The organism is Cryobacterium sp. TMT2-15-1 (assembly GCF_004402345.1).
Lineage (GTDB): Bacteria > Actinomycetota > Actinomycetes > Actinomycetales > Microbacteriaceae > Cryobacterium > Cryobacterium sandaracinum.
The window spans coordinates 55,199-78,185 of sequence record NZ_SOGD01000056.1 but is presented as its reverse complement, the minus strand read 5'-3'; the positions used below and the strand labels follow the sequence as shown (position 1 = coordinate 78,185).

At 65.7% G+C, this 22,987-nt stretch carries 24 protein-coding genes; 14 read left to right on the top strand and 10 right to left on the bottom strand.

Annotation, left to right across the window (positions count from 1 at the left end; translation table 11 throughout):
- On the top strand, positions 1 to 667 hold a 667-nt coding region (locus tag E3O62_RS15175), incomplete at its 5' end, for a TetR/AcrR family transcriptional regulator (protein ID WP_134399052.1).
- A gap of 211 nt (positions 668 to 878) precedes the next feature.
- Here E3O62_RS15175 and ald read toward each other — a convergent pair.
- Positions 879 to 1,997 (bottom strand): alanine dehydrogenase, encoded by a 1,119-nt coding sequence (ald, locus tag E3O62_RS15170; RefSeq protein WP_134399051.1) that lies wholly within the window; start codon positions 1,995 to 1,997, stop codon positions 879 to 881.
- A gap of 357 nt (positions 1,998 to 2,354) precedes the next feature.
- On the opposite strand from ald, the gene E3O62_RS15165 reads away from it, so the two are divergent.
- On the top strand, positions 2,355 to 3,581 hold the full coding sequence (locus E3O62_RS15165) for a CdaR family transcriptional regulator (RefSeq protein WP_134399050.1): 1,227 nt from the start codon (positions 2,355 to 2,357) through the stop codon (positions 3,579 to 3,581).
- On the opposite strand, the gene E3O62_RS15160 is transcribed toward E3O62_RS15165, so the two are convergent.
- From E3O62_RS15160 to E3O62_RS15130, 7 genes are all read right to left on the bottom strand, one after another.
- The gene (locus E3O62_RS15160; RefSeq protein WP_134399049.1) at positions 3,578 to 5,065 is read right to left on the bottom strand and encodes an amino acid permease; all 1,488 of its coding nucleotides are present in this window, start codon (positions 5,063 to 5,065) and stop codon (positions 3,578 to 3,580) included. The two genes, E3O62_RS15165 and E3O62_RS15160, sit on opposite strands and share 4 nt — an antisense overlap.
- Before the next feature lie 274 nt (positions 5,066 to 5,339).
- Entirely contained in the window at positions 5,340 to 6,221 is an 882-nt protein-coding gene (locus E3O62_RS15155) for an ABC transporter permease (protein WP_134399048.1), read from the bottom strand.
- Positions 6,208 to 7,191, bottom strand: coding sequence for an ABC transporter ATP-binding protein (locus E3O62_RS15150; RefSeq protein ID WP_241973536.1), 984 nt, complete (start codon positions 7,189 to 7,191; stop codon positions 6,208 to 6,210). The genes E3O62_RS15155 and E3O62_RS15150 overlap by 14 nt, the downstream gene beginning before the upstream one ends.
- Positions 7,192 to 7,201: 10 nt before the next feature.
- On the bottom strand, positions 7,202 to 8,383 hold the full coding sequence (locus E3O62_RS15145) for a DUF2092 domain-containing protein (RefSeq protein WP_134399046.1): 1,182 nt from the start codon (positions 8,381 to 8,383) through the stop codon (positions 7,202 to 7,204).
- 132 nt (positions 8,384 to 8,515) lie between these two features.
- Positions 8,516 to 8,839 (bottom strand): zf-TFIIB domain-containing protein, encoded by a 324-nt coding sequence (locus tag E3O62_RS15140; protein WP_134394185.1) that lies wholly within the window; start codon positions 8,837 to 8,839, stop codon positions 8,516 to 8,518.
- Between the two features lie 456 nt (positions 8,840 to 9,295).
- Complete coding sequence (locus E3O62_RS15135; RefSeq protein WP_241973535.1) at positions 9,296 to 9,619, bottom strand: SRPBCC family protein; 324 nt, start codon at positions 9,617 to 9,619, stop codon at positions 9,296 to 9,298.
- 106 nt (positions 9,620 to 9,725) lie between these two features.
- Complete coding sequence (locus E3O62_RS15130) at positions 9,726 to 11,207, bottom strand: NAD(P)/FAD-dependent oxidoreductase (RefSeq protein ID WP_134399045.1); 1,482 nt, start codon at positions 11,205 to 11,207, stop codon at positions 9,726 to 9,728.
- A gap of 979 nt (positions 11,208 to 12,186) precedes the next feature.
- Here E3O62_RS15130 and E3O62_RS15120 point away from each other — a divergent pair.
- From E3O62_RS15120 to E3O62_RS15065, 12 genes are all read left to right on the top strand, one after another.
- On the top strand, positions 12,187 to 12,408 hold the full coding sequence (locus E3O62_RS15120; protein WP_198413809.1) for a heavy-metal-associated domain-containing protein: 222 nt from the start codon (positions 12,187 to 12,189) through the stop codon (positions 12,406 to 12,408).
- Complete coding sequence (locus tag E3O62_RS15115) at positions 12,405 to 14,696, top strand: cation-translocating P-type ATPase (RefSeq protein WP_134399043.1); 2,292 nt, start codon at positions 12,405 to 12,407, stop codon at positions 14,694 to 14,696. The genes E3O62_RS15120 and E3O62_RS15115 overlap by 4 nt, the downstream gene beginning before the upstream one ends.
- A gap of 100 nt (positions 14,697 to 14,796) precedes the next feature.
- The gene (locus E3O62_RS15110; protein ID WP_134399042.1) at positions 14,797 to 15,258 is read left to right on the top strand and encodes a hypothetical protein; all 462 of its coding nucleotides are present in this window, start codon (positions 14,797 to 14,799) and stop codon (positions 15,256 to 15,258) included.
- Between the two features lie 80 nt (positions 15,259 to 15,338).
- Positions 15,339 to 15,929 (top strand): DUF305 domain-containing protein, encoded by a 591-nt coding sequence (locus E3O62_RS15105; RefSeq protein ID WP_241973534.1) that lies wholly within the window; start codon positions 15,339 to 15,341, stop codon positions 15,927 to 15,929.
- 530 nt (positions 15,930 to 16,459) lie between these two features.
- Positions 16,460 to 16,891, top strand: a complete 432-nt coding sequence (locus E3O62_RS15100; protein ID WP_255573889.1) for a M23 family metallopeptidase — start codon at positions 16,460 to 16,462, stop codon at positions 16,889 to 16,891.
- Between the two features lie 43 nt (positions 16,892 to 16,934).
- A complete protein-coding gene (locus tag E3O62_RS15095; protein WP_166786509.1) occupies positions 16,935 to 18,149 on the top strand; it encodes a M23 family metallopeptidase in 1,215 nt (404 codons plus the stop codon).
- A gap of 150 nt (positions 18,150 to 18,299) precedes the next feature.
- Entirely contained in the window at positions 18,300 to 19,220 is a 921-nt protein-coding gene (locus tag E3O62_RS15090; RefSeq protein WP_134399039.1) for a cytochrome c biogenesis CcdA family protein, read from the top strand.
- A gap of 92 nt (positions 19,221 to 19,312) precedes the next feature.
- Positions 19,313 to 19,894: a redoxin domain-containing protein gene (locus E3O62_RS15085; protein WP_304990603.1), complete on the top strand. Its 582-nt coding sequence runs from the start codon at positions 19,313 to 19,315 to the stop codon at positions 19,892 to 19,894.
- On the top strand, positions 19,894 to 20,178 hold the full coding sequence (locus E3O62_RS15080) for a thioredoxin family protein (RefSeq protein WP_134394196.1): 285 nt from the start codon (positions 19,894 to 19,896) through the stop codon (positions 20,176 to 20,178). Before E3O62_RS15085 ends, E3O62_RS15080 begins: the two co-directional genes overlap by 1 nt.
- A 53-nt stretch (positions 20,179 to 20,231) precedes the next feature.
- A complete protein-coding gene (locus E3O62_RS15075; RefSeq protein WP_134399037.1) occupies positions 20,232 to 20,870 on the top strand; it encodes a DUF3105 domain-containing protein in 639 nt (212 codons plus the stop codon).
- Between the two features lie 101 nt (positions 20,871 to 20,971).
- Positions 20,972 to 21,352 (top strand): BlaI/MecI/CopY family transcriptional regulator, encoded by a 381-nt coding sequence (locus tag E3O62_RS15070; protein WP_104171636.1) that lies wholly within the window; start codon positions 20,972 to 20,974, stop codon positions 21,350 to 21,352.
- Complete coding sequence (locus E3O62_RS15065; protein ID WP_134399036.1) at positions 21,349 to 22,317, top strand: M56 family metallopeptidase; 969 nt, start codon at positions 21,349 to 21,351, stop codon at positions 22,315 to 22,317. Before E3O62_RS15070 ends, E3O62_RS15065 begins: the two co-directional genes overlap by 4 nt.
- A gap of 89 nt (positions 22,318 to 22,406) precedes the next feature.
- On the opposite strand, the gene E3O62_RS15060 is transcribed toward E3O62_RS15065, so the two are convergent.
- Positions 22,407 to 22,586, bottom strand: coding sequence for a hypothetical protein (locus E3O62_RS15060; protein WP_134399035.1), 180 nt, complete (start codon positions 22,584 to 22,586; stop codon positions 22,407 to 22,409).
- Entirely contained in the window at positions 22,583 to 22,912 is a 330-nt protein-coding gene (locus E3O62_RS15055; protein WP_134399034.1) for a hypothetical protein, read from the bottom strand. The genes E3O62_RS15060 and E3O62_RS15055 overlap by 4 nt, the downstream gene beginning before the upstream one ends.
- Positions 22,913 to 22,987 lie beyond the last annotated feature (75 nt).

Below are 22,987 nucleotides of genomic sequence, written 5' to 3'. Positions count from 1 at the left end.
TGCGGGCCCGAGCGGCCCCGGTTCGGCCGGCCCCGCCGCCGACCTGGGGCTGCGCGCCCGCAAGCGCGCGGCCACCCAGTCGGCGCTGGAGCGGGCCGCCATCTCGCTGGCCCTCGAGCACGGCTACGACCACGTGACGGTCGACATGATCTGCGAGGCGGCCGTGGTCTCGCCGCGCACCTTCTTCAACTACTTCGGCACGAAGGACGGCGCGTTCCTCGGCGGTACGCCGCCTCAGCCGACGGATGCCGAACACCAGGCGTTCGTGCACGGAACCGGCCGGGACGTGCTGGGCGACCTCGTCGAAATGATCGCTGCCGCCGTGGCCGACCACTCCCCCGACACGGAACTCCTCCGTAACCGCAGGATGCTGATCGAGCGAACCCCGGAACTCCTCACCGGGGAGACGTCCCGCATCGCGGAGCTGGAGGAGCATCTGGTGCAGCTGGTCCTCGACCGCTTCCACGCCCAGGGGCGCACCGAGACGGGCACCCCCGATCTGGCCGACGAGGCCAGAATGGTCGTCGCCCTCGCGGGCAGTGTCATGCGCTACTCGATGCAGAAGTGGTTCTCCGGCGGCTTCACCGGCAGCCCCGGAGAGTTACTGCACCACTCCCTCGCCCTGGTGCAGCGCCTGACGGGGACGGCTGTTCCGGCGCCCCGCTAACGTGCGCCGCAGTGTCGCAGTGTCCGCAACGGGCATCCGTCGTGACGGAATCTCGGAGATTTTCGGGCAACCCGGTTTTCGCGCCCGGCTGAGCGGCGTGTTGCGAAAATCTCTGTAGTCAGCGCGGGGTGGCGCACCGGGTCTCGGGGAGCTCGAGCACTGCCCGACCACCGGTTGCACGACCGGCGGCAGGCCAGGAGCGCTCGCGGTGCTACGCGGTGACGAGCTCGCGCCAGTCGGCCAGCGGCAGGCCGTGGGCTTCGGACACGGAACGGTTCGTGACCGCTCCGGCGGCGACGTTCAGTCCGAGGGCCAAGGCGTCATCGCGCTCAAGCGCCGCCTTCACGCCCAGGTTGGCCAGTGAGAGGGCGTACCGCAGGGTGACGTTGGTCAGCGCGTAGGTCGACGTGTTCGGCACGGCGCCGGGCATGTTGGCGACGCAGTAAAAAATCGAGTTGTGAACGCGGTAGGTGGGGTTTTCGTGCGTGGTGGCGTGGGTGTCCTCGAAGCAGCCGCCCTGGTCCACGGCAATGTCGACCAGCACGGAGCCGGACTTCATGCGCGCCACGAGGGCGTTGGTGACCAGCTTCGGGGCCTTGGCGCCCGGGATCAGCACGGAGCCGATGACCAGGTCGGCATCCGTCACGGCATTCTCGATCTCGTAGGAGTTGGACGCGACGGTTTTCAGCCGGCCCTGGTACTGCGCGTCGAGCTGGCGCAGCCGGTCGATGTTGATGTCGAGGATCGTGACGTCGGCGCCGAGGCCCATTGCCATGGCGGCCGCGTTGGTGCCGGCGACGCCGGCGCCCAGCACGACGACCTTCGCGGGGCGCACCCCGGGCACGCCGCCGAGCAGCACGCCCTTGCCGCCGGCCGGGGCCATCAGGGACTGCGCGCCGACCTGCACGGCCAGTCGGCCGGCCACCTCGCTCATCGGGGCCAGCAGCGGCAGCGCGCGGTTGGCGGTCTGCACCGTCTCGTAGGCGATGGCGGTGACGCCGGCTTCGGTCAGGGCGCGGGTGAGGTCAGGCTCGGCGGCCAGGTGCAGGTAGGTGAAGAGGATCAGACCCTCGCGGAAGCGGTGGTACTCGGAAGCGACCGGTTCCTTGACCTTCATCACCATGTCGGCGCGGGCCCAGATCTCGTCGGCGGAGTCGACCAGCTCGGCGCCGGCCACGTGGTATTCGTCGTCGTTGATGTGCGATCCAAGGCCGGCACCCTTTTCGACCAACACGGTGTGGCCGGCGGCCAGGAACTCGTGCACGCCCGAGGCTGTGATGGCTACGCGGAATTCGTTGTTCTTGATTTCCTTGGGTACACCGATGATCATGGCCGACTCCGTTGCTCAGTACTGCTCAGTTGGACTTGTGACAGGGGGCCGCGGCGCCACTTTCGACGGTGAACCGCAGCGGGGTCAAGACTAAATCCAGCAATTCGGCCCGAGCCGCACGCCGTCGTCGGGCCTGCGCTCCAGCGGCGGAGCCCGATGCCGACAACGGCTCCACCGCACTATAAATAAGCCCCGCCTTCAGGGGTTTTTCTGGTGATCACGGTCGGCTTCGCTCCGGACCGCACCGGTCACCGAGATGGGGAACCGCTTTGTCACTCGACAGTTGTCGCGCGTCAACCCGGCAAGCGTCGCCTGATGTCCGTTTCCGGCCTGCTCCGGCCCCCTAGCATTGAGCCAATGAGAACCGCGGAAATCGAAGACCTGGTCGAACACCTCGCGGCCGGCCTGGACCGCGCCCTCTCGCTCGAGGACCTCGACGGAGGCCTGCTGGCGTACAGCAGGGACCAGCCGCTCGCCGACAGCGTGCGGGTCAATTTCCTGTTGAGCAAGAAGGTGCCCGCCGACGTCAGCGCCTGGCAGTTGCAGCACGGAATCAGCACAGCGGTCCGTCCCGTCGCCGTTCCCGCCAACGCCGCGCTGGGCATGCTCGGCCGCGTCTGTGTGCCGCTGATGGTGCGGGGGTTCCGGGTCGGCTACCTGTGGGCGATGCAGGGGTCGCACGACGAATCCCCGGAGGCGATCCTCCGTGAGCTGCCCGCCGTGCGCGGCCAGCTGGACCGGCTGGCCGAGACCCTGCTCGACACCAACACCGCCGAATCCGAGCACCGCCGTCAACGTGAGGCCCTATTCCTCGCGGCCTGCCACGCGGACACATCCGCCATCGAGGAGATCGCGGGCTGGCCGCAGATTCATGCGACCGGCCCGTGGCATCTCGCCACCCTGATGCCCCGCCCCGTCGAGCAGGCCGACGGCGGCGAGGCCACGCCCGATTTCGCCGCCGGCGTTCTGCTCCAGCGGATCTCGGCGCTGCACGCCACGGTCGGCATCGACGCGGCCCGGTTCAGCGCCGGCACCGAGACCCACGCGGTTGTGCTGCTGCGCGATTCACCGGGCAAGGTGGCGCACACCGAGATGCTTCACCGCTATCGGTCCGAACTCGCCCGGCGCGGCGGCACCCCCGAGCGCCCCGACCTGATGGGCTTCAGCGAGGTGTTCACCGATCTCAGACGGTTCCCGGATGCCTACATCCAGTCCCGCAAAGCGGTGCAGGCCGCCACCGTCGACGCCCGGTTGGGCACCATCGCCGATTTCCGCCAGATCGGCGTCTACCAATTCCTCGCGGCCAGCAGCCGCAACCTTTCCCCCGTGGAATCGGTCCACTTCGCCGAGCTGCGGGACTTCGACGACAACCACGAGTTGCTTCCGATGCTGGAACTGCTCTACGACACCGACGGGTCGGTTCAGGATGTCGCGGCGGCCCTGCACCTGCACCGCAGCAGCATCTACAACCGGCTGGCGAAGATCCGCACCCTGATCGGCGCTGACCCGCTGGGCGGCCAGGTGCGGCTGGAACTGCACCTCGCGATGAAGGCAGACCGCTGGTCGCGGCGGCCGCGGATCTAGCGCCGGACGAGCGTGGCCTTCTCTGCTTGAACGTCGGCCTTCCACTCCACGATCCGGGCCTGCTGCAGTGGCGCCTTGCGGTTGACGTACCACGCGGCGCCGAGGGCCAGAAACCAGACCGGGGCCACGACCAGCGCGAGGCGCGTGTCGTCAGCCTGGCCCAGGGCCCAGAGCATGAAGGCGAAGAACGCCAGCACGACCCAGGGCATGAACTGAGCGCCCGGCATCCTGTATTTCGAGGCGACGTGCAGGTGGGGACGGCGGCGCAAGAAAGCGAGGTAGCTGACCATGATGATGGACCAGACGAACATCGTCAGCACAGATGCCACCGAGGTGACAAGCGTGAAAGCGCCCATGAAGGAATCACCCGTGTACAGCAGCACCAGCCCGGCCAGCAGGAATATGCAGGAGAACAGCAGGGCGTTTCTCGGCACCTTGCGGCTGCTCAGCGTGCCGAAGGTCTTCGGGGCATTGCCGTCCTGCGCGAGGCCGTAGACCATCCGGGAGGTCGAGTAGATGCCGGAGTTGGCACTCGAGGCGGCGGAGGTGAGCACGACCAGGTTGACCACGATGGCCGCGACCCCCAGCCCGGCGAGGGCGAACATACCGATGAAAGGGCTGCTGCCTTGGTCGATGGTGCGCCACGGGTTGACCGACATGATGATCACCAGGGCACCCACGTAGAAGAGCAGCAGCCGCAGCGGGATGGTGTTGATGGCCCGGGGCAGGTTCTTCTCCGGGTCCTTCGTCTCCGCGGCCGCGGTGCCGACAAGCTCGATTCCGGCAAAGGCGAAGATGGCGATCTGGAAGCCGAGCACGAAGCCGGCGACGCCATGCGGGAACATCCCGCCGTCGTTCCAAATGTTCTCGAAGCCGGCCACGGCACCCGACGGGGAGGTGAAGTGCGTAATGATCATCACCAGGCCGGTTCCGATCAGGGCCACGATGGCGACGACCTTGATCAGCGCAAACCAGAATTCGGCTTCACCGAACGCCTTGACGCTCGGCAGGTTGAGCAGGATCAACACAACCGGAGTGAGCAGCGCGGGGATCCACAGCGGCGTGCCCGGTGCCAGCACGTCGACGTAGCCGGAGATGGCCACGATGTCGGCGACGCCGGTGACCACCCAGAACGCCCAATACGACCAGCCGGTGAAGAAGCTCGCCCACGGGCCGAGCAGGTCACCGGCGAAGTCGCTGAACGACTTGTAGTCCAGGTTGGACAGCAGGATCTCGCCCATGGCCCGCATCACGAAGAAAAGCATGAAGCCGATGATCATGTAGACGAAGATCACGGCCGGCCCGGCGAGGGAGATGGTCTTGCCGGCGCCCATGAACAGCCCGGTTCCGATCGTGCCGCCGATTGCGAGCATCTGGATGTGCCGCCGGCTCAGCGAGCGAGCAAGGCTCGGATCCGCGTGCGAGTATCGGGCTCCGGCCCCGATACGTGAGTGTCCGGGTACCGCGGTGGTGCGTTCAGGCATGGAGCTTCTTCCTCAAAACGGCGCAGACGCAGCCCCCCCAGAGGACGACCATGTCAACCCGTTGGGGCCTCACGGTTGTGAAGCGGCCCGACTCGGGTTCTGAAGTAGCAACGCTACGTCCTCGGGCGGGCGTCCCCCGAACCCGGGTGGCAGCCGGGGCGCACCTCAGCCTGCACCCGGCGGCCGCGGGCCGGACCTGATCGACAGGTGTCGAGCATCCGGGGGTCAAACGTCGTCGGCTGTTCGGGCGTGGTGGTCTCGACCGGACACAGAGTCAGGACAGGATGTCTTTGGTGGAGAACCGGCCGTAGGCCAGGGCACCGAACACGGCGATGTACCCCAGCTGCAGGAGCACGTTGTCGCCGAACGAGCCCAGGTCCATGGGCTGCCGCAACAGGTCGGCGAAGCCCAGCCAGTAGTGGCTGAAGAGCCACGGATCCAGCCACGACAGTTGCGGGAGCACGTCGAGGATCTGCACGACGACCGACACCACGACCGTGGCGGCCATCGCCCCCACGGGAACATCGGTGAGGGTGGAGATGAACAACCCGATCGCCGCGAAGCCGAGCAGCGAGACTGTCACGTAGAGCGAGATCAGCCCGGAGCGCAGCAGCGATTCCGGCACGCTGATCACATCGCCCGAGAGCAGTGTCACCGGCCCAACCGGGAACAGTGCGGCCCCGATCAGGGTCCCGGCCACCGCAAGGGTCAGCGTCGCGGCCAGGCAGAACACGGCGACGCCGGCGTACTTGACGAGTAGCAGACGCAAACGCCCGGCCGGGGCCACGAGCAGGTAGCGCAGGGTCCCCTGCCCGGCCTCCCCCGCGATGGTGTCGCCGGCGACGACGCCGATGGTGAGCGGAAGGAACAACGGGATGGCCACGATCATGGCGGTGAACGCCACGAACAGGCCGTTCTGGGTGACCCGGTCCAGGAAGGGCGGGCCCTCTCCCGGTGACAGGGTCTCCGATGAAAGCCGCACGGCGACGGCGAGCAGGATGGGGATGAGAGCGATGGCGACCAGCATCGCCCAGGTGCGGCGGCGGCGGAACAGCACCGTTAGCTCGGAGCCGAGCAGGGACGGTCCGGCTGATCGGCGCCTGCTCGGAACGCCGTTGCCCGACTCCTTCGAGCTCGCCACGCTATTGGAGGACATCGAAACCTTCTCCGGTCAGGGCCACGAAACGTTCTTCCAGGCTGGATTCCTCGATCAGGAAACCGCGCACGCGCACACCACCGGCGACGAGAGCCGTGACGATGGACTCCGGCTGTCCGGTCAGGTCGACCGACATTTCTCGAGGCAGCGGAGCCGTGACCCAGGGATCCTGCTCGGGCACGTCGCTGTGCACGGGTGCCAGACCGAGGCCGGTCAGCACGGCTGCGGCCGCGGCGGCATCCGGTGTGCGCACGCGAACCCGCGTCTGGCCCACGTGGCGCAGGTCGGCCAACGTGCCCTGGGCCACGAGGTTGCCGCCGCTCATCACCGCCGCGTGAGTGCACATCTGCTCCACCTCGGCGAGCAGGTGGCTCGAGACGAAGACCGTGGTGCCCTCGGCCGCGAGCGACCGCACCAGGCTGCGCACCTCGCGGGTGCCCTGCGGGTCGAGCCCGTTTGTAGGTTCGTCGAGCACGAGCAGCTCGCGCGGCTGCAGCAGCGCGTTGGCGATGCCGAGGCGCTGCTTCATGCCCAGCGAGTAGGCAGCCACCTTCTTGCCGGCGGCGTGGGTCAGGCCCACGCGCGCTAGTGCCTGCTCGACCCGGACGCCTCGCGTGCCAGACGGCGCGTTGCGGTCGGCGGTGTCGAGCCGGTGCAGGTTGGCGGCCCCGGAGAGGAATGGGTAGAACGCCGGCCCCTCCACGAGGGCGCCCACCCGCGGTAGCACCTCGTGCAGGCTGTCGGGCATGCTCTGCCCCAGCACCCTGATCTGCCCGCTGCTGGCCTGCGTCAGGCCGAGTAGCATGCGAATGCTGGTGGTCTTACCGGAGCCGTTCGGCCCGAGGAATCCGAAGACCGCTCCGCGCGGAACGGCGAGATCGATCTCGTTTACGGCGATCTGCTCGCCGAAGCGCTTGGTGAGACCCCGGCTCTCGATCGCGAGATCGGGAGCCGGGGTTGCGGCTGTCACTGTGTCGTGATCACTGGGCTGCGGCGGCCTGGAGCATCTCCACCGGAACGGATCCGGCGAAGACACGGCCGTCATCGGTCAGGAACACGTTGACCAGGGCTGTCGAGAATAGTCGCCCACCGTCGACCGCGGTCGCCAGTTCCAAGATGAGCGGGTTGGCGTTGAGTTCGGACGGAACGGATGCCGCGGGCACCTCGACGATGGCGTCCCAGCCGCTTCCCGTTACGAGGGGAAGATTCTCGGCCGGAATCTCAGGCTTTTCCTGGTCGGCGGTCATCTCGGTTATCTCGGGCATGACCGGAAGGGCGACCTCTTCGACGGTGGCGCCGGCTGGCGGGGTGAAGTCGAACAAATCGGCGGACGGGGTGCTGAAATCGACGGCGGTGAAGCCGACCTGAAAAGCCGGGTCTTCCTGGCCGTCGGCGCGCACGGTGACCTGCAGCGGCACCCCCGTCTCAGAGTCGACCGAGATAGACACCGATTCGACCAGGGTCCGTGTGGCCTTGGGGGTGAGCACCAGCTCGTAGGCTGTGCGACCGGCCACGGTGCCGTCGGTGCCGACCGAGACTGTGGTGCTCGGGTCAATCTCGCTCAAAAAACGCTCGGCAACCTGCGAGGGCGTCGACAGGCCAGCCGGGGCAGAGTCAACTATCGCGGCGTACTTCGCCTCAGCGATGGCCCGGGCGTCGGCGGGGATGGTCAGGTGGCTGGCGGTGTTGGTCTCGGAGTCGTAAGTCCAGACGTCCGTGCCGTTGCTCACCACGTTGCGTTCGGCCATTCGGTCCTGGATCTGCACCCGGGCTTTCGCGGGGCCGTCGGAGTCGCTGCCGTCCACGTAAATGCGGGCCGTGTGCGAGCCACTGAAGAGTTCCATCACGGAGGCGAGCGCTCCGGTGGCCGCCGCCCCCGCTTCGGTCGTACCTTCCGGTGCGGACTCGGCCATCGAGTCGCTCATGGAATCGGACATGCCAGCGTTCAGGTCGATGTCGGGTAGTCCCAGCTCGGCTGTTTTGTCGACGGTGCCGGAGAAGGCGCTGATGGTGCTGTCACTGACCATGAGGAGCACTTGCTCGGGCGTTTTATCAGGCAGATCGACGGTTGCACCGGCTTGCAGAGGCACGGCGATGACACCGGCGACGATGACAACCGGAACGACGATGGCAGGAAGCCACCGGGTTGAATTGCGTGACACGATCAACGACCTGTTCCGAAATGGTTCATACCCTGATGTTACGCCGGGGCTCTGACAGTCGCTCGGAATCCCGCTGGGAGGTTGCTCACAAATAGAGACGCCGAGCCGTGAGCGGGTGACCCCCGCGAACGTCTAACCGAAGAGTTCGCCGAGCCAGTTCTCCTTTTTCTTGGGACGGTATCCGTCACGGTTGTCGTAGCCACGGTCTCGGTCGTCATAACTCCGGTCGCGCTCGCCATACTGCGGGCGGTTGCGGGTGTCCGGATACGGCTGAACCGGTGTCCCGGCGACCGGCGGGACCGGCGCCGCCTGGGCGGCTTCCTTTTCCGCGCGGTCGAGGATCTTGTCGAGTTCGCCGCGGTCCAGCCACACGCCGCGGCATTCGGGGCAGTAGTCGATTTCCACGCCACTGCGTTCGCTCATCACGAGGGTGGTTGAGTCATTTGGGCACTTCATAGGATTCCTCCAGGACGTCGTGGACTTTCGATCCTAGACGCCCGACCGGGCTGATCCTGAGAGTCGTCCGATGACAGAAATCGTCCCTACTGATGTTCACGGGCGCTTGCGGTGGTGTGAGAGGAGTGCGCACTGATCGCTGTCGGCGGTGCCGTTTCACGGATGGAGGACTCCGTCCCGAACTCGGCGTTCCGCGGATGATGAACACCCTCTCCACCGCCGTCGTGCTCGTGTTCAGTCGGACTGGTCGACGTCGCCACTGCGACCGGGGCGTAAAACACGATGAGGGACATCGACGCGCCTGCGGCACCGGAAGATCTCGGCTGCGCCCTCGACTGCAACCCGATCGCACGTCACTCCCTCGACGCCTTCTCCCCATCGGCCTGACAGTCGCTGTGCCATCCGCGACGAACCGAAAGCAGCGAATAGACGGACCACCATTGCAACGCGGTCGACTCAATCGCATAGGAAAGCGAGCCGGCGCAAAGTCTCCACGTTTCGCACACTGATGGCCGGGACGCGCAGGAAGGAGGGCACGAACCGGCCGGGGCAGGCGGTGGCGTCCTCGGTGATGCGCACGACGCATCCGCCACCTCGTGCCTTCACATCGAGGGCCACGTGGGCCTCCCCGATCGGCCAGCCACGGGCCGTGAACAGCGCGTGCCTGGGTGGTTCCCACTCCAGAGCAGAAGTGGAGTCGTCGATCAGAGCCGGCCAGACGCCCACCGAGTGATGGATGGAGCTTCCGGCCGTCGGCCAGGCCGTGTCGACAGCCCGCATGCGGGAGGCTCCGACGACCCAGCCCGGGTACAGCCAGCAGCGAGGACGGCGAAGACGTTCTCGGGCGGACAGCTCATGGTGCGGTAGTTCACGGCCACTGTGTCACCTATTTCAGGTTGGTCGGGGAAAGATCGGGGGCTGTGCGCACCCCGAGGTCGTGTCGAAGAGCGCTCAGGGCCGCGTACCAGCCGGCCAGGCCGTGCACGCCGGGGCCCGGCGGTGTGGACGACGAGCACAGGTACACGCCGCTCAGGGGGGTGCGCCAGGGGTCAGTGGAGAGTACCGGGCGGCGCACGAGTTGCGTCAGACTCACCTCGCCGGCCGAGATGTCACCGCCGACGTAATTGGGATTGAGCCGTTCCATCTCCGTCGCGGTGCGACCGGCGCTGGCCAGGATCGTGTCACGGAAACCCGGGGCATAGCGCTCGATCTGGCGCACAATCGCTTCGGTCTGGTCGATGGTTGAGCCGCGCGGAACATGGGTGTACGCCCACAGAGTGTGCTGACCGGCCGGCGCGCGACTGGGGTCGGTGCCGCTGGGCTGGGACACGAGAACATACGGCTCTTCGGCGTGTCCGCCCCGCGCAACGGTGTTCTCGGCTCGCCGGATCTGAGCCCGAGTGCCGCCCACGTGCACGGTGCCAGCCGCCCGCACCCCGGCTGCCTGCCAGGGCACCGGACCCGAAAGTGCGAAGTCGACCTTGGCGACGCCGTTTCCGTACCGGAAGGCGCGCAACCGTCGGGCGTAGGCGCCGGGAAGCTCGCCCTCGGCGAGTCGTAGAAGCGCACGCGGCGTCAGGTCAAGCATCACCACGCGGGCCGGCGGCAGTTCGCTCAGCCGCCGCACCTCGGTCGACGTGACGATCTCACCGCCGTGAGCGAGCAGATCGTCGACCAGCGCGGTCACGATCGCGCCGCTGCCGCCGACCGGTATCGGCCAGCCGCCCGCGTGCGCATACGTGGCGAGGGTGAGGCCCGCACCGGCCGTGACGATGCTCGGCATCGACCTGATCGTATGGGCGCTAACGCCGGAGAGCAGGGCAGGAGCGGCATCGCCTGAGAAGCGCAGGTCCCAGAGCGGGCTGCCCTGTTCGAGGGAGCGTAAGCCGAAGCGCAGTGCGGTGATCGGATGCTTCGGCAGTCGCAAGAGCTGCGCACCGGTGAACTGCGCGACCTGCTCGGCATGCGCCACGAGGGGCGCGAACAACCGATTCCAGGCCGCGCCGTCCCTGCCCAGTTCGGCGACGGTGCGCGTCAAGCTGCGGTAGGCGAGGCCGGCGGTGCCGCCCGGCAGCGGGTGGCCGTAGGAAACATCGGGAATTGCCAGTTCGATCCGATCCGCGAGCCCGAATCGTTGGAAGAACTCCGAAGCCAGCGCGAGTGGGTGCACGGCGGAGCAGACATCGTGGTGGAAGCCCGGCAGGGTCAGTTCCGCGGTCGCGGCGCCGCCACCGACGCCGGCGGACTTCTCGTAGACGCGCACAGAGAATCCGGCCCGGGCGAGAGTGACCGCGGCGGCGAGGCCGTTGGGCCCGGAACCGACCACGATCGCGTCAACCTCCGGCACTCCTCGGCGCGCAGTCACCATGTCACTCTCCACTCGTCATGGGAAGAGCCTTCCCGTGTGCCCTGACGTCGTGCACAGATACTATGCCGACGACAGCGATCGAGTGTCCCCGGTGCGAACAGTGTGACGGGAAACACGCAAATCGCTGGGTTTGATGAAAACTCAGGGGTAGTGCTGAGGTGCCCGGACGCGAACCGGGAACGACTGAAGTCGTCTCGGCGGTGCCGCCCACGCCCGGTAGGGCAGAATGCCGCGAATTTACACCATTTTGATGTGGTTACTGTGCGCGCTGGCACGGATATACACGGTCCGGCTCTGGTCACGCCACGCGGTTTTCGGTTCGTTTCTGGTCACTTTCTCGAGTGTGCCGTACACAGAGTGGTAGGCCTCTCATAGGCCGAAGGCGGCACTGGATGCGCCGCCACATCCGTCATCGATCGTCGATGCTGCCGGCGGCTCGACGCTGGCTGGTGAGTTAGGAGCGGACCAGTCGTGCGATTGCGGTTGACGCTTCCTTGATCTCGGCGTCGCCTTCTTCGGCGCCAGCAGCGACAACGGCAATAACACAGTGGCTCATGTGGTCCTCGAGTAAGCCCAAGGCCACGGACTGCGGGCCAGCGTGGGTTGTCACCGCGCTCTCGTAATTCTCATCACTCGTTGATGTGTGTTCCGATCTGGTCTGCCCCGCGCGATCCTGGTGGCCTGCCGGCGAGTGCTGCCACTGTGAACTCTCCTGGGCATACCCACGGGTGGTCCACCTCACAGCGACGGGGTGAGCGGCCGTGCGCACCGATCTCATGTTGACCGAGTACCCCCCTGGGGTATACCGTGGGTGTATCCCCTGGGGGTACGTCCCGACGGTTGCTTTGATCGCCGAGGAACGAAAGGAATCGCGAATACTATGTCGACGTTGAATAAGAACGACCTTGGCCTTACTGACTCTTCGTGTAGGTGCGGGTCGCACGAGCACACATCCGAGCGCAGCGCAGAACGCACCGGCATGACCACCTCTTTCCGGGTGTCGGGAATGACCTGCTCACACTGTGTGAAGAGCGTGACGGCCGAAGTGGGCCAGGTCGCCGGAGCCGAAGCCGTGGAGGTTGACCTTGTTCCGGGCGGCGTCTCCGTGGTCACCGTCTCCAGCTCCGGACCTCTCGATCCCGCCGCTGTGGCCGCCGCCATCGATGAGGCAGGCTACGAACTGGTCACGGCGACACGATGAGTGGAGAGCAGGTCGACCTTCTCGTCGGCGGCATGACCTGCGCCTCCTGCGCGGCGCGCATTGAAAAAAAACTCAACCGAATGCCCGGGGTCGAGGCATCGGTGAACTACGCCACCGAGAAGGCCAGTGTCCTCATCCCTGACGGCACGACGGTTGAGGATGCCATTGCGGTGATTGAGGAGACCGGATACACGGCGGCACGTCCGAAACCGCCTGAGGTGCCGACACTCGATGTGCCCACGGACCAAGACCGCGAAGTGGCCAGCCTGCGCCAGCGTCTGATCCTGTCCGCCGTGCTCGCCACCCCCGTGCTGCTACTCTCGATGATCCCCCCGCTGCAATTCACCAACTGGCAATGGCTGGCTCTCACCCTTGCCGCCCCGGTCGCTGTCTGGGGAGCATGGCCGTTCCATCGCGCTGCCTGGGTGAATGTGCGCCACGGTGCTGCGACTATGGACACCCTGATCAGTATCGGAGTGCTCGCCGCACTCGGCTGGTCGCTCTACGCCCTCTTTCTGGGAATGGCTGGAGTCCCGGGCATGACCATGGCCTTCACCTTCACCGCCACCCCGGGAAGCGGTGCCGATGAAATCTACCTGGAGGTCGCATCCGCCGTCACGGTGTTCATTCTGGCTGGCCGTTACTTCGAGGCCCGTGCGAAGAAACAGTCTGGTGCCGCGCTGAAGGCGCTGCTCGAACTCGGGGCGAAAGAGACGACCCTTCTGCGGGATGGTGTCGAGACCACCGTCCCCACCGCGTCCCTGGTCGTCGGCGACCAGTTCGTCGTCCGTCCCGGCGAGAAGATCGCCACGGACGGCACCGTGATAGAAGGAAACTCGGCGATCGACGTCAGCATGCTCACCGGCGAATCCGTTCCGGTCGAAGTCGGGCCCGGCGCGGCCGTGGTCGGCGCCACCCTGAACTCAGGTGGTCGCCTGGTCGTGCGGGCCACCCGCGTTGGCGCGGACACGCAGCTCGCCCAGCTAGGCCGCTTGGTCGAACAGGCGCAGACCGGCAAGGCCGAGGTACAGCGCCTCGCCGACCGGGTCTCAGCGATCTTCGTCCCGATCGTGATCGGGTTGTCGCTGGCCACCCTTGTGGTCTGGCTGCTGCTCGGGGCAGGCACCGTCGTCGCATTCACCGCGGCCGTGGCAACGCTCATCATCGCGTGCCCGTGCGCGCTCGGCTTGGCGACCCCTACCGCTCTGCTCGTGGGCACCGGGCGTGGAGCGCAGCTGGGCATCCTGATCAAGGGACCCCAGATTCTCGAATCAACCCGCCGGGTAGACACCATCGTGCTCGACAAGACCGGCACGGTCACGACCGGCCGGATGACGCTCGTGGCGGCCGTTCCTGTCGCTGGTGGAGACGAGCAGCTCCTGCTTCACCTCGCCGGGGCAGCGGAGACGGGTTCCGAACATCCCATCGCCCAAGCAATTGTGTCTGGTGCCCGGGAACGCGCTGGCGAACTACCGCCACCCGAGTCCTTCGCTTCGACGGACGGTCTCGGCGTTCAAGCCCTGGTAGCCGGTCGGGTCGTTCTCGTGGGGCGTCCACGCTGGCTGACGGAACAGTGGACTATCCCACTTCCGTCCGAGCTCCAGGCTGCCTTGGCCGCCTTCGAGGCGCAGGGACGAACCGCGGTCGCCGTCGCCTGGGACGGCCAGGCCAGGGGTATCCTCGCCGTCTCTGACGTCGTCAAAGACACCAGCGCCGGCGCGATCGGGGAATTTCGTCGCCTGGGCCTGCAGCCGGTGCTCCTCACCGGCGACAACGAGACCGTCGCGGCCTTCGTTGCGGCTGAGGTCGGCATCAGCGACGTTCGTGCCGGTGTGCTGCCGGCTGAGAAAGCGCAAATCATCCGCGAGCTACAGAGCGCGGGACATGTGGTTGCCATGGTCGGCGACGGCGTGAACGATGCTGTGGCACTGGCCACCGCTGACCTGGGCATTGCGATGGGATCGGGAACGGATGTCGCCATCGAGGCCAGCGATCTGACCCTGATCAGAAGCGACCTCATCGCGGCAGCTGATGCGATCCGACTCTCCCGGCGCACCTTGGCGACCATCAAGGCCAACTTGTTCTGGGCCTTCGCCTACAACGTGGCGGCGATCCCGCTGGCCATGCTGGGCTTGCTCAACCCGTTGATCGCCGGCGCGGCCATGGCGCTGTCATCCGTTTTCGTGGTGAGCAACAGCCTCCGGCTGCGCGGCTTCCGCGGACTCAACATGACGGGTGCCCCGATACCTACCGGAACGCTCACCGCACATCCGGCCACCATCGGGTGAACTGTGGAATCGCATCTCACAGATCACACCATGTGAAAGTCGATACTCTTGGATAGGTATGGGCGGGAATCGAACCGCCAGGCACGGAACCGGAGGTGACATGAAGCTGGATAGCACGGCACACGTTGCTTCGCGCAACCGGCCTGTCCCCGTGTCCGGGTTGGTGGCGCTGGTCGCCATGGCCGCACTTCTCTTCGGTGTGCTGGCCATGAACTCAACGCATGCCGGTCACGAGACAGGTTGGACCCAGGTTGCGTCCGATTACACCACACAGGCTGGTGTCTTCCCGGGCGTCGCGGCAGTCGCAGTCCCGGCGATGTCCGTCATCGCCCACACCGGTCTCGGAGCCGTCGATTGTTCCGACTGCCTGTTGGACTGTGCGATCGTCGCGATGACCTGCACCATTCTGCTGGTGATTGCATCGTTGGTCGTGTTGGCTCGGTTGCCGTCGACGTACCGCCGACTGCTCGACGCGGGCGGTGACATCGTTTGGCTCTCTCTCCGCCCGGTACTGGATATTCACAGGCCGAATCTGACCATTCTTTCCATCAGTCGCATTTAGACCGAACCGCAGCCGACGCGCCCTCGTGGCCGCGTGGCTTTCTTGCGCCCTGCCGGCGCCTCGGTTTCTCTGGTCTGCTAATGAATGGAAAAACAATGTTCAAACCACGTACGTATCTTTTGGCAGGGGCGGCCCTCGCCGCCGTGCTCACGCTCAGCGCCTGCACCAACGGGACGGAGCCCCGCAGTCCGTCCGGGTCATCCAGCGCCCCCACTGCCTCCGCTTCTTTCGCGTCGGCTGATGTGACTTTCGCACAGATGATGATCCCCCACCACGAGCAAGCCGTCGAGATGAGCGAGGACATCCTCGCCAAGGGCGAGGTCGACGTGCGCATCGCTGACCTCGCCACGCAGATCAAAGCCGCCCAAGAACCGGAAATTGAGCAGCTCAGAGACTGGCTGACCGAGTGGGGCACCGATGAGACCAGCACCGGCGGCATGGATGGAATGATGTCCGACGACGACATGATGGCCCTGGAGAATGCGTCGGGCCCGCAGGCCGGCGAGCTCTACCTGGAACAGATGATCGTCCACCATCAGGGCGCGATCATGATGGCGGAGCTGGAACTGGATGAAGGTCAAAACGAGGACGCCAAGGCCATGGCGTCGAACATCGTCACGAGCCAGACCGATGAGATCGATGTCATGAAGGACATCCTCTCCACCCTGTAGGACCCCCCACCACCCGGGGACCGTCCTGCGGTCCCCGCTCATTGTCATGCGCTCGCCCGCCGTGAACAATCGCTGAGGTTTCTCCGCTCGGCCATGCCATCGGTACAAGGAACACCATTCATGAACACTCCCCCAGACACATCCCGTCGCCTTCTGCGGGCGGCAGAAAAACACCAGCGTCATCGGCAACCCCGCAGGCTGACACACATACCGCGCCGACAGCAGTCCGACCGACCGGTTCCGCCACCGGTGCGGCAGCGACTGTTCGGCGTCGTGGCGATGGTCTTCGTCGGGCTTTTCGCCGTCAGCGTCTCACTCCCCGCTCTCGCTGTGAACCCCGAAGCGGCCACGGCGAATCAACAGAGCCAGCCGGTCCCTGACGCACCGCAAAATTTGCCAGTCAACGCAGCGGACGCCGTCACCATCCTGCGCGACGGATTCACCGTGGGCCGAATGCAGAAGCCGTCCTCGCCGGGCGCCTACGCCCAAACGGCGAGCACCATTGTCAATGACGTGACTTCGCCGGTCCAGTGGCCGTTCACAGTCGGGGTCCCCATCACGACCGACTTCGGTCCACGTGTGCCGCCCCCTGCGACGGCTGCTCAAGCTTCCACAAGGGCCTGGACATGAATCCCGGAGTGAACACTCCCATCCAGGCAATCGCGGACGGCATCGTGAAGGACGTCTCGGCAACCGACGACAGCGGCCTCGGCGTGTACGCCATCATCGAGCACATGATCGACGACCGCCTGGTCAGAAGCCTTTACGCCCATATGTCGGAAGGCACCCTGGCTCTCGAAATCGGGCAACCCGTACTCGTCGGCCAGCTCGTCGGCAACGTCGGCAGCACCGGGCAGAGCACCGGTCCACACCTTCATTTCGAGATTCTCCTCGGCGGTTCAAAGCCGACGGACCCATTCGCCTGGCTCACAGAGAGAGTTCGCCCCGATGACGCAAACTGAATCACGTCCTCGGCACCCGCTTCTCCTGAAGTGGGCTGGAACGATGGTGGCCACTCTTTCCCTCCTCGCCATCATCGGTGTCGCGCCGCGTGCGGCGGCAGCCGAATACCCGTCATGGCCAGACGTTGAGACCTCCCGTTCAAACGAGACGGCGAAGCAAACTCAAATCACAGTGCTCAAAAACCTCATCGCCGGGCTGACGACCGAGGTGGCTGCGGCCCGTGACCGGGCCACGCGCCGTGGCGCTGAATACGAGCACGCTCAAGGCGCATTCGACGAGGCCACCTACCGTGCCACGACACTCCAGGGCCAGGCCGATGAAGCGACCCAGCTCGCCAATATTTCGCAGCAACAGGCCGGCCGATTGGCGGCCTTGCTGGCGCGTGCGGGTGCCTCCGACATCTCGATAAACATTTTCCTTGAAGGAGAAAACGCAGACGCGCTGCTCTACCAGCTCGGCGCCATGAGCAAGCTCACCGAGCGTTCAAGCACGATCTATGACCAGGCAGCAGCAGACCGTAACTCCGCGACCTCCCTGACCGATCAGGCAAAAGTTGCACAGAAGGAGCTTGGCGCGTTGGCCAAGAAAGCGGAGACGGCTCTGACCGATGCCACTATCGCCAGCACCGCCTTGGAGACCAAGCTCGCCGAACACGAACAGAACTCGGGCACCCTCCAGGCACAGCTAGCGGTCCTGACCGAAAATCGTGCGGCAACAGAAGCTGACTTTGCCACGGGCGAGGAAGCACGACGAGCGGCCGCGGCCGCGGCGGCCACCGCTGCAACCGCTGCCCCCAGCACCGGCGGTAACGCTCGGAGCGCGGACCGCGACTCCGGTCAGCTCAGCGGCCAGGGATGGGCGCTCCCTGTGTCTGGATGGATCAGCGACTCCTTCGGCCCACGCCCCTCCAAACCCGTTGACGGTGTCGGAGCCTTTCACTACGGCACCGACATCGCTGCCGGGTGCGGGCAGGCGGTTTCGGCGGCCACCGGCGGCACCGTCATCTACTCCGGTTATCTCGGCAGTTACGGCAACTGGGTTCTCCTCGATCACGGCAACGGTGTGCAGACCGGCTATGCCCACAACAGCCAGATCCTTGTCGGCAATGGGCAGAGCGTGGCCGCCGGCGAGACGATCGCGCTCGTCGGCACGACCGGGGCGTCCAGCGGGTGCCATTCGCACTTCGAAACTCGGGTTGACGGAGCGCGCATTGACCCGGCACCCTTCATGAGCGTGAGAGGAATCACCCTTGGCTAGCCCCCGGCCGGCGTTGCAAAGCAACGCAGGGCAGTATCCGCCGAGCTCAGGAGCCGTCGTCGGCCGCAGGGTGAACGCTCAGCCACGCTGAACTACTATGGCAAATAGTAGTTGGGGATGCTCCCAACTCGTACTGATTGGAGCTCGTTCATGGGGCAGGTCTTGCTCTCGACAACGATTCTGGCAGCGTTTCTCGGCGGTGTCGTGGCCCTCCTGGCCCCATGTTGCGCCTCCGTCATGTTGCCGGCGTTCTTCGCTTCCAGCTTCCGCAGCCGGAGCCAGATCCTCGGCATGACACTGGTGTTCGCCGCCGGAGTCGGCACCATCATCCTCCCCATCGCTTTAGGTGCTGCCTTCCTCAGCCGCATCCTATTCCAGTACCATTTTGGAATTTTCAGTGTCGTCGGGCTCGCGATGGTGGCAGTGGGCGCTGCCACCCTGGGGGGCTGGAAAATGATGCTACCGATGCCCTCCGGACGCGGCGGCGGAACCAGCATCGGCTCGGTGTACGGACTCGGAGTGTTCTCCGGTGCCGCCAGCGCGTGCTGCGCCCCAGTCCTCGCCGGAGTGGCGGCGCTCTCCGGTGCCGCTTCGTCTTTCCCGGCCGCCGCCGCAGTGGGCGTCGCCTACGTATTCGGGATGATCGCACCCCTGTGCGCCTTGGCGTTGGTGTGGGACAGAAAAAACTGGGGAGCCAGTCGCCTGCTCGCGTCCACGACCATTCCGATCGGACCCGGAGCCCGGTGGCGGCTACCCGTGGGAACAGTGCTCTCAAGCGCGCTGATGATCGCCATGGGCGTGCTCACCGTCGTCCTCGCAGTGCAGGGACCCGGCATGGCACCGGACGGGTGGCAGGTTGAACTCGCCGCAGCACTGGGGCACTGGGCCGCCGTCATCCAGCAGTTCCTGGCCTTCATTCCAGGGTGGGTCTCGACGCTCGCCGTCTTCGCCGCTCTCGGCGCTGTGGTCTGGACGGCGCTGCGCAGCCGAAAGCACGCAGCCACGCCGACCGCCTCCGGCAACCGACCCGACCAGGCGCATACGCGCACCCGGACAGAGAAGTCACAGTAATGGCATCACGAGAGAATCGCCGTCCGGGCACACGCCTGCAATCACGTGCCAGGAGCACTGGGTTGCGCCGGGCAACGATGGTCGTGGGCATCATGGCGGTTGCGGCAGCCATCCTGGTGGCCATGGACAGCACGTGGAACGGGACCCCCACGGCTGTGGAAGACACCGCCTCGGTCAGCTACGCCGTGGGTGCTCCCGGCCCGGGCGCGGAAGCCCCAGATTTTTCTCTCGCTTCCACGGCCGGGGGGACGGTCAATCTCAGCGACTACCGTGGCGAGTCCGTTCTGCTCTTTTTCCATGAGGGAATCGGGTGCCAGCCGTGCTGGGACCAAATCCGCGATCTGGAGGCCGCCCAGACCGAACTGCAGTCTGCCGGCGTCGATCAGCTCCTCACCATCACCAGCGGACCGGTGGACCTGATCGCCCAAAAAATGGCCGACGACAAGCTGACGGCGGTCGCTTTGGCCGATACCCGCCTGGATGTCTCCCTGACTTACCAGACCAACAAGTACGGAATGATGGGTGAATCCCGCAACGGGCACAGCTTCATCCTGGTTGGGCCGACGGGGGAAATTGAGTGGCGCGCCGACTACGGCGGCCCGCCGAATTTCACCATGTACGTGCCGGTAGACGAGATTCTCACCCAGATGCAGGCTCTCCGGACCGACGCCTGATGCGAATCACCGTACTGACGCAACCCTCGTGCCACGCCTGCGATCAAGCCAAGCTGGTACTGTCCCGACTCGCCGCGGACTATTCCTTTCAGGTCGAGACGATCGGCTTGGACACCGATGCAGGCCGGGCTCTGGCCGCTCGGAACGGCATCATCTTTGCCCCCGGAATCCTGATCGACGACGTCATGTTCAGCTACGGGCGGCTATCGGAGAAGAAGCTGCGGCACCACCTGTCCCGCTCCGACGTAGCCGCCCAGGGGCGGCCGGGCTCGAACGGCAGCTGACAGGGCGTTGCCGTACATCACAATTCAGAACAAAAATAGAGAGGACCGTCCAAATGGAACACCCGAACACAGAGGACAGAGCACATCGGCAGGCGATCGTCGCGGCCGCACGAGCGGAGCTGAAGCGGGGCGAGCGGCGTCGGAGCTTCTGGATCTCCGGCTTGGGCACCGTCGTCGCAATCACCCTCGTGGCGACCGTTGTCTCCATCTTCATCGTCAACCAGAAAAACCAGGACGCAGCCAGTTCGGCAGCAGACAAGCCAATCAGCGGCGTGGAGAGTTCTGATGGATTGAGCCGCGACCACGTGGTCAACGAGATTGCGTTTCCAACGCTTCCCCCCGTCGGCGGGGAACATTCCGCCGAGCTGACAAACTGTGGCGTGTATACGAAGCCGGTAGACACCTGGCGGGCCGTGCACTCGCTCGAGCATGGCGCGGTGTGGGTCACCTACCGATCCGATCTGCCGCAAGAGCAGATTGACACTCTGACGGCTGATGCCGAGTCGAACCCATACGAACTCTTGAGCCCGTATCCCGACCTCCCCGCCCCGATTATCGCCAGCGCTTGGGGAAAACAACTGCAACTGGATAGCGTGGATGACCCCCGCCTGCAGTTGTTCCTGCAGACCTACCTACAGGGCCCACAGACACCCGAACCCGGCGCACCCTGCTCTGGTGGCGTCCAGGGCTGATCGGCACAGGAACCCGCGAGCGCAACAGAGACCGTACGTTACTATGGAAGGTAGTCGATTAGGGGTTCTCGTTTCTATTAGAGCGTTGAAGGGAGCAACCCATGGTGCGCCCACTCGGCACGCTGGAACAGCACGTCATGGATCGCATCTGGTCCTGGGGGCGCCCGGTCGCCGTTCGCGAGGTGCTGGAGGATCTCCAACGCGAGCGCACACTCGCCTACACAACGGTAATGACGGTTATGGACAACCTGCGCCGCAAAGGCTTGCTGACCCGGGAGAAGGACGGCCGTGCGTACCTTTACCGACCTGCGCAGACGCGTGAGCAGCACACTGCCGCGTTCATGGGGGAAGTCCTCGCCGGAGGAGCTGACACTTCGGTGACACTTTTGCACTTCCTCGACCATATTCCGCCAGAGGAAGTCGCCAGCCTCCGTCTTGCCCTTGACGAGCACCTTCAGGGTCGCACAAGCACCGCGCCATGATTGCTCCAGCCGTTTTGACGGTCCTCGCCGTGATTCTGGCCGTCCTGGGGCCGGCCCTCTTGCGCCGGATGTCGTGGCTCGAGCGGTCTCCCCGGATCGGGATCGCTGCTTGGCAAACGCTGAGCGTCTCAATTGTTTTGGCGGTGCTGCTTGCCGGTTCGAGCCTGGCCATCCCCGCGATTCCCTGGACCATCAACCTCGCCGACTGGATCCGAACCTGCGCGATGGCCCTCCTCGCGCAATACTCCACGCCGGGCGGTGCCGTGGTCAGCGCCGCCGGCGCTGCCGCCGCAAGTGCCATCCTCGTCCGGGTCGCCTATTGCCTGGCCGCAGACCGGGCAATCGCAGCCCGTAACAGGAAAGTGCAATTGGACGCCCTGGCCCTCATCGCGCGACCCCACCTCCGATACGACGCTCTCGTCGTCGACCATCCGGCCGCCGCCGCGTACTGCCTACCAGGCAGGATTCACCAGGTCGTCTTGACCAGCGCCGCCCTGTCGGCGTTGGATCACAATCAGCTCCTCGCCGTTCTGGCTCACGAACGGGCGCACCTGCGAGGACGCCACGACCTCATCCTCGCGGCATCCGATGCACTGCAGCATGCCTTCCCCCGCGTCACAGCGTTTCGAACCGCACGCAGAGAACTCGGCCGGCTCGTCGAGATGCTGGCCGATGACAGTGCGGCCAGACACAGCGACCGGACCACAGTGGCCACCGCCCTGGTGCGCCTGGCTGAACACGGTCTGACCCCCGCGGCGGCCCTCGGCGCTGGGGGAGAGTCAGCTCCCAGCCGAGTCAGGAGACTCATTTCACCGGTTCGGCCCCTCGGCGCCGGGAAGACAACCGTCGCTGCTTTGGCTATGGGATTGTTGATCGCATTGCCCTTGTTCCTCGCCATCGCCCCCGCATCCGCAGCGGGAACAATGGACCCGTGCCCGGAGGACGAGCAGTCCTTGACCATGTGATCGACGCTGAGCATTCCCCCCGGAAGCCCGGATCTCACACTGCAACCGCACTGACGGCCATCGAACAAGTGTTGAGGCAGGAAAAAACCTCAATCCGGCAGATGCAGCGTGTCCACCTCCGCGCGCAGTACGGTCAACTCCATTTCATCGGCCGCCGACAGCGACTTCGGCGCATCAGCTGTCTTCTTCCCTCGCATCATGAACCACATCATCAAGCCCATAGCCACTGAGCAGGCCAGGAGGGCCAGACCATAGAGCGCCGTACTCACCGTGACGCCTCCGGGCTTTTATTGCCAGCCTCCGACGAAGCGTCGCCAGCCGGGTGATGGGCCATCATCTGCTCGTGCATTTTCGCCATGCCGGGTGCACCGGCCGTCATGTCAGTCGTGTCGGACATCCCGGCCATCATCTGTTCGTGCATTTTCACCAGGCCGGGCGCTCTGTGCATCGCGGCCATGTGTCCGCGGGCGCTATCCTCGGCCTGACCCGCCGGGGCCGGAGGGCTGCTGCCCTCGGCCGCGTAGGCCGGAGCGACGGCGCCTGCTGCAAGCAACGCACCAGCGGCCAGGGAGATGATCCAGATTCGTGTGCGCATGAGCGCCTCCTTCTTTGTCTACTATCCTTCATAGTAGTAGCCGAGGTCGGCTCCCGTCGCAGTGAACCGCGGTCA

Coding starts and splice junctions, on each gene's coding strand:
- ald (WP_134399051.1), bottom strand. CDS start 1,997: ATGATCATCGGTGTACCCAAGGAAATCAAGAACAACGAATTCCGCGTA.
- E3O62_RS15165 (WP_134399050.1), top strand. CDS start 2,355: ATGAGAACCGCGGAAATCGAAGACCTGGTCGAACACCTCGCGGCCGGC.
- E3O62_RS15160 (WP_134399049.1), bottom strand. CDS start 5,065: ATGCCTGAACGCACCACCGCGGTACCCGGACACTCACGTATCGGGGCC.
- E3O62_RS15155 (WP_134399048.1), bottom strand. CDS start 6,221: ATGTCCTCCAATAGCGTGGCGAGCTCGAAGGAGTCGGGCAACGGCGTT.
- E3O62_RS15140 (WP_134394185.1), bottom strand. CDS start 8,839: ATGAAGTGCCCAAATGACTCAACCACCCTCGTGATGAGCGAACGCAGT.
- E3O62_RS15135 (WP_241973535.1), bottom strand. CDS start 9,619: ATGCGGGCTGTCGACACGGCCTGGCCGACGGCCGGAAGCTCCATCCAT.
- E3O62_RS15130 (WP_134399045.1), bottom strand. CDS start 11,207: ATGGTGACTGCGCGCCGAGGAGTGCCGGAGGTTGACGCGATCGTGGTC.
- E3O62_RS15120 (WP_198413809.1), top strand. CDS start 12,187: ATGACCACCTCTTTCCGGGTGTCGGGAATGACCTGCTCACACTGTGTG.
- E3O62_RS15115 (WP_134399043.1), top strand. CDS start 12,405: ATGAGTGGAGAGCAGGTCGACCTTCTCGTCGGCGGCATGACCTGCGCC.
- E3O62_RS15110 (WP_134399042.1), top strand. CDS start 14,797: ATGAAGCTGGATAGCACGGCACACGTTGCTTCGCGCAACCGGCCTGTC.
- E3O62_RS15105 (WP_241973534.1), top strand. CDS start 15,339: ATGAATGGAAAAACAATGTTCAAACCACGTACGTATCTTTTGGCAGGG.
- E3O62_RS15095 (WP_166786509.1), top strand. CDS start 16,935: ATGGTGGCCACTCTTTCCCTCCTCGCCATCATCGGTGTCGCGCCGCGT.
- E3O62_RS15090 (WP_134399039.1), top strand. CDS start 18,300: ATGGGGCAGGTCTTGCTCTCGACAACGATTCTGGCAGCGTTTCTCGGC.
- E3O62_RS15085 (WP_304990603.1), top strand. CDS start 19,313: ATGGCGGTTGCGGCAGCCATCCTGGTGGCCATGGACAGCACGTGGAAC.
- E3O62_RS15080 (WP_134394196.1), top strand. CDS start 19,894: ATGCGAATCACCGTACTGACGCAACCCTCGTGCCACGCCTGCGATCAA.
- E3O62_RS15075 (WP_134399037.1), top strand. CDS start 20,232: ATGGAACACCCGAACACAGAGGACAGAGCACATCGGCAGGCGATCGTC.
- E3O62_RS15070 (WP_104171636.1), top strand. CDS start 20,972: ATGGTGCGCCCACTCGGCACGCTGGAACAGCACGTCATGGATCGCATC.
- E3O62_RS15065 (WP_134399036.1), top strand. CDS start 21,349: ATGATTGCTCCAGCCGTTTTGACGGTCCTCGCCGTGATTCTGGCCGTC.
- E3O62_RS15055 (WP_134399034.1), bottom strand. CDS start 22,912: ATGCGCACACGAATCTGGATCATCTCCCTGGCCGCTGGTGCGTTGCTT.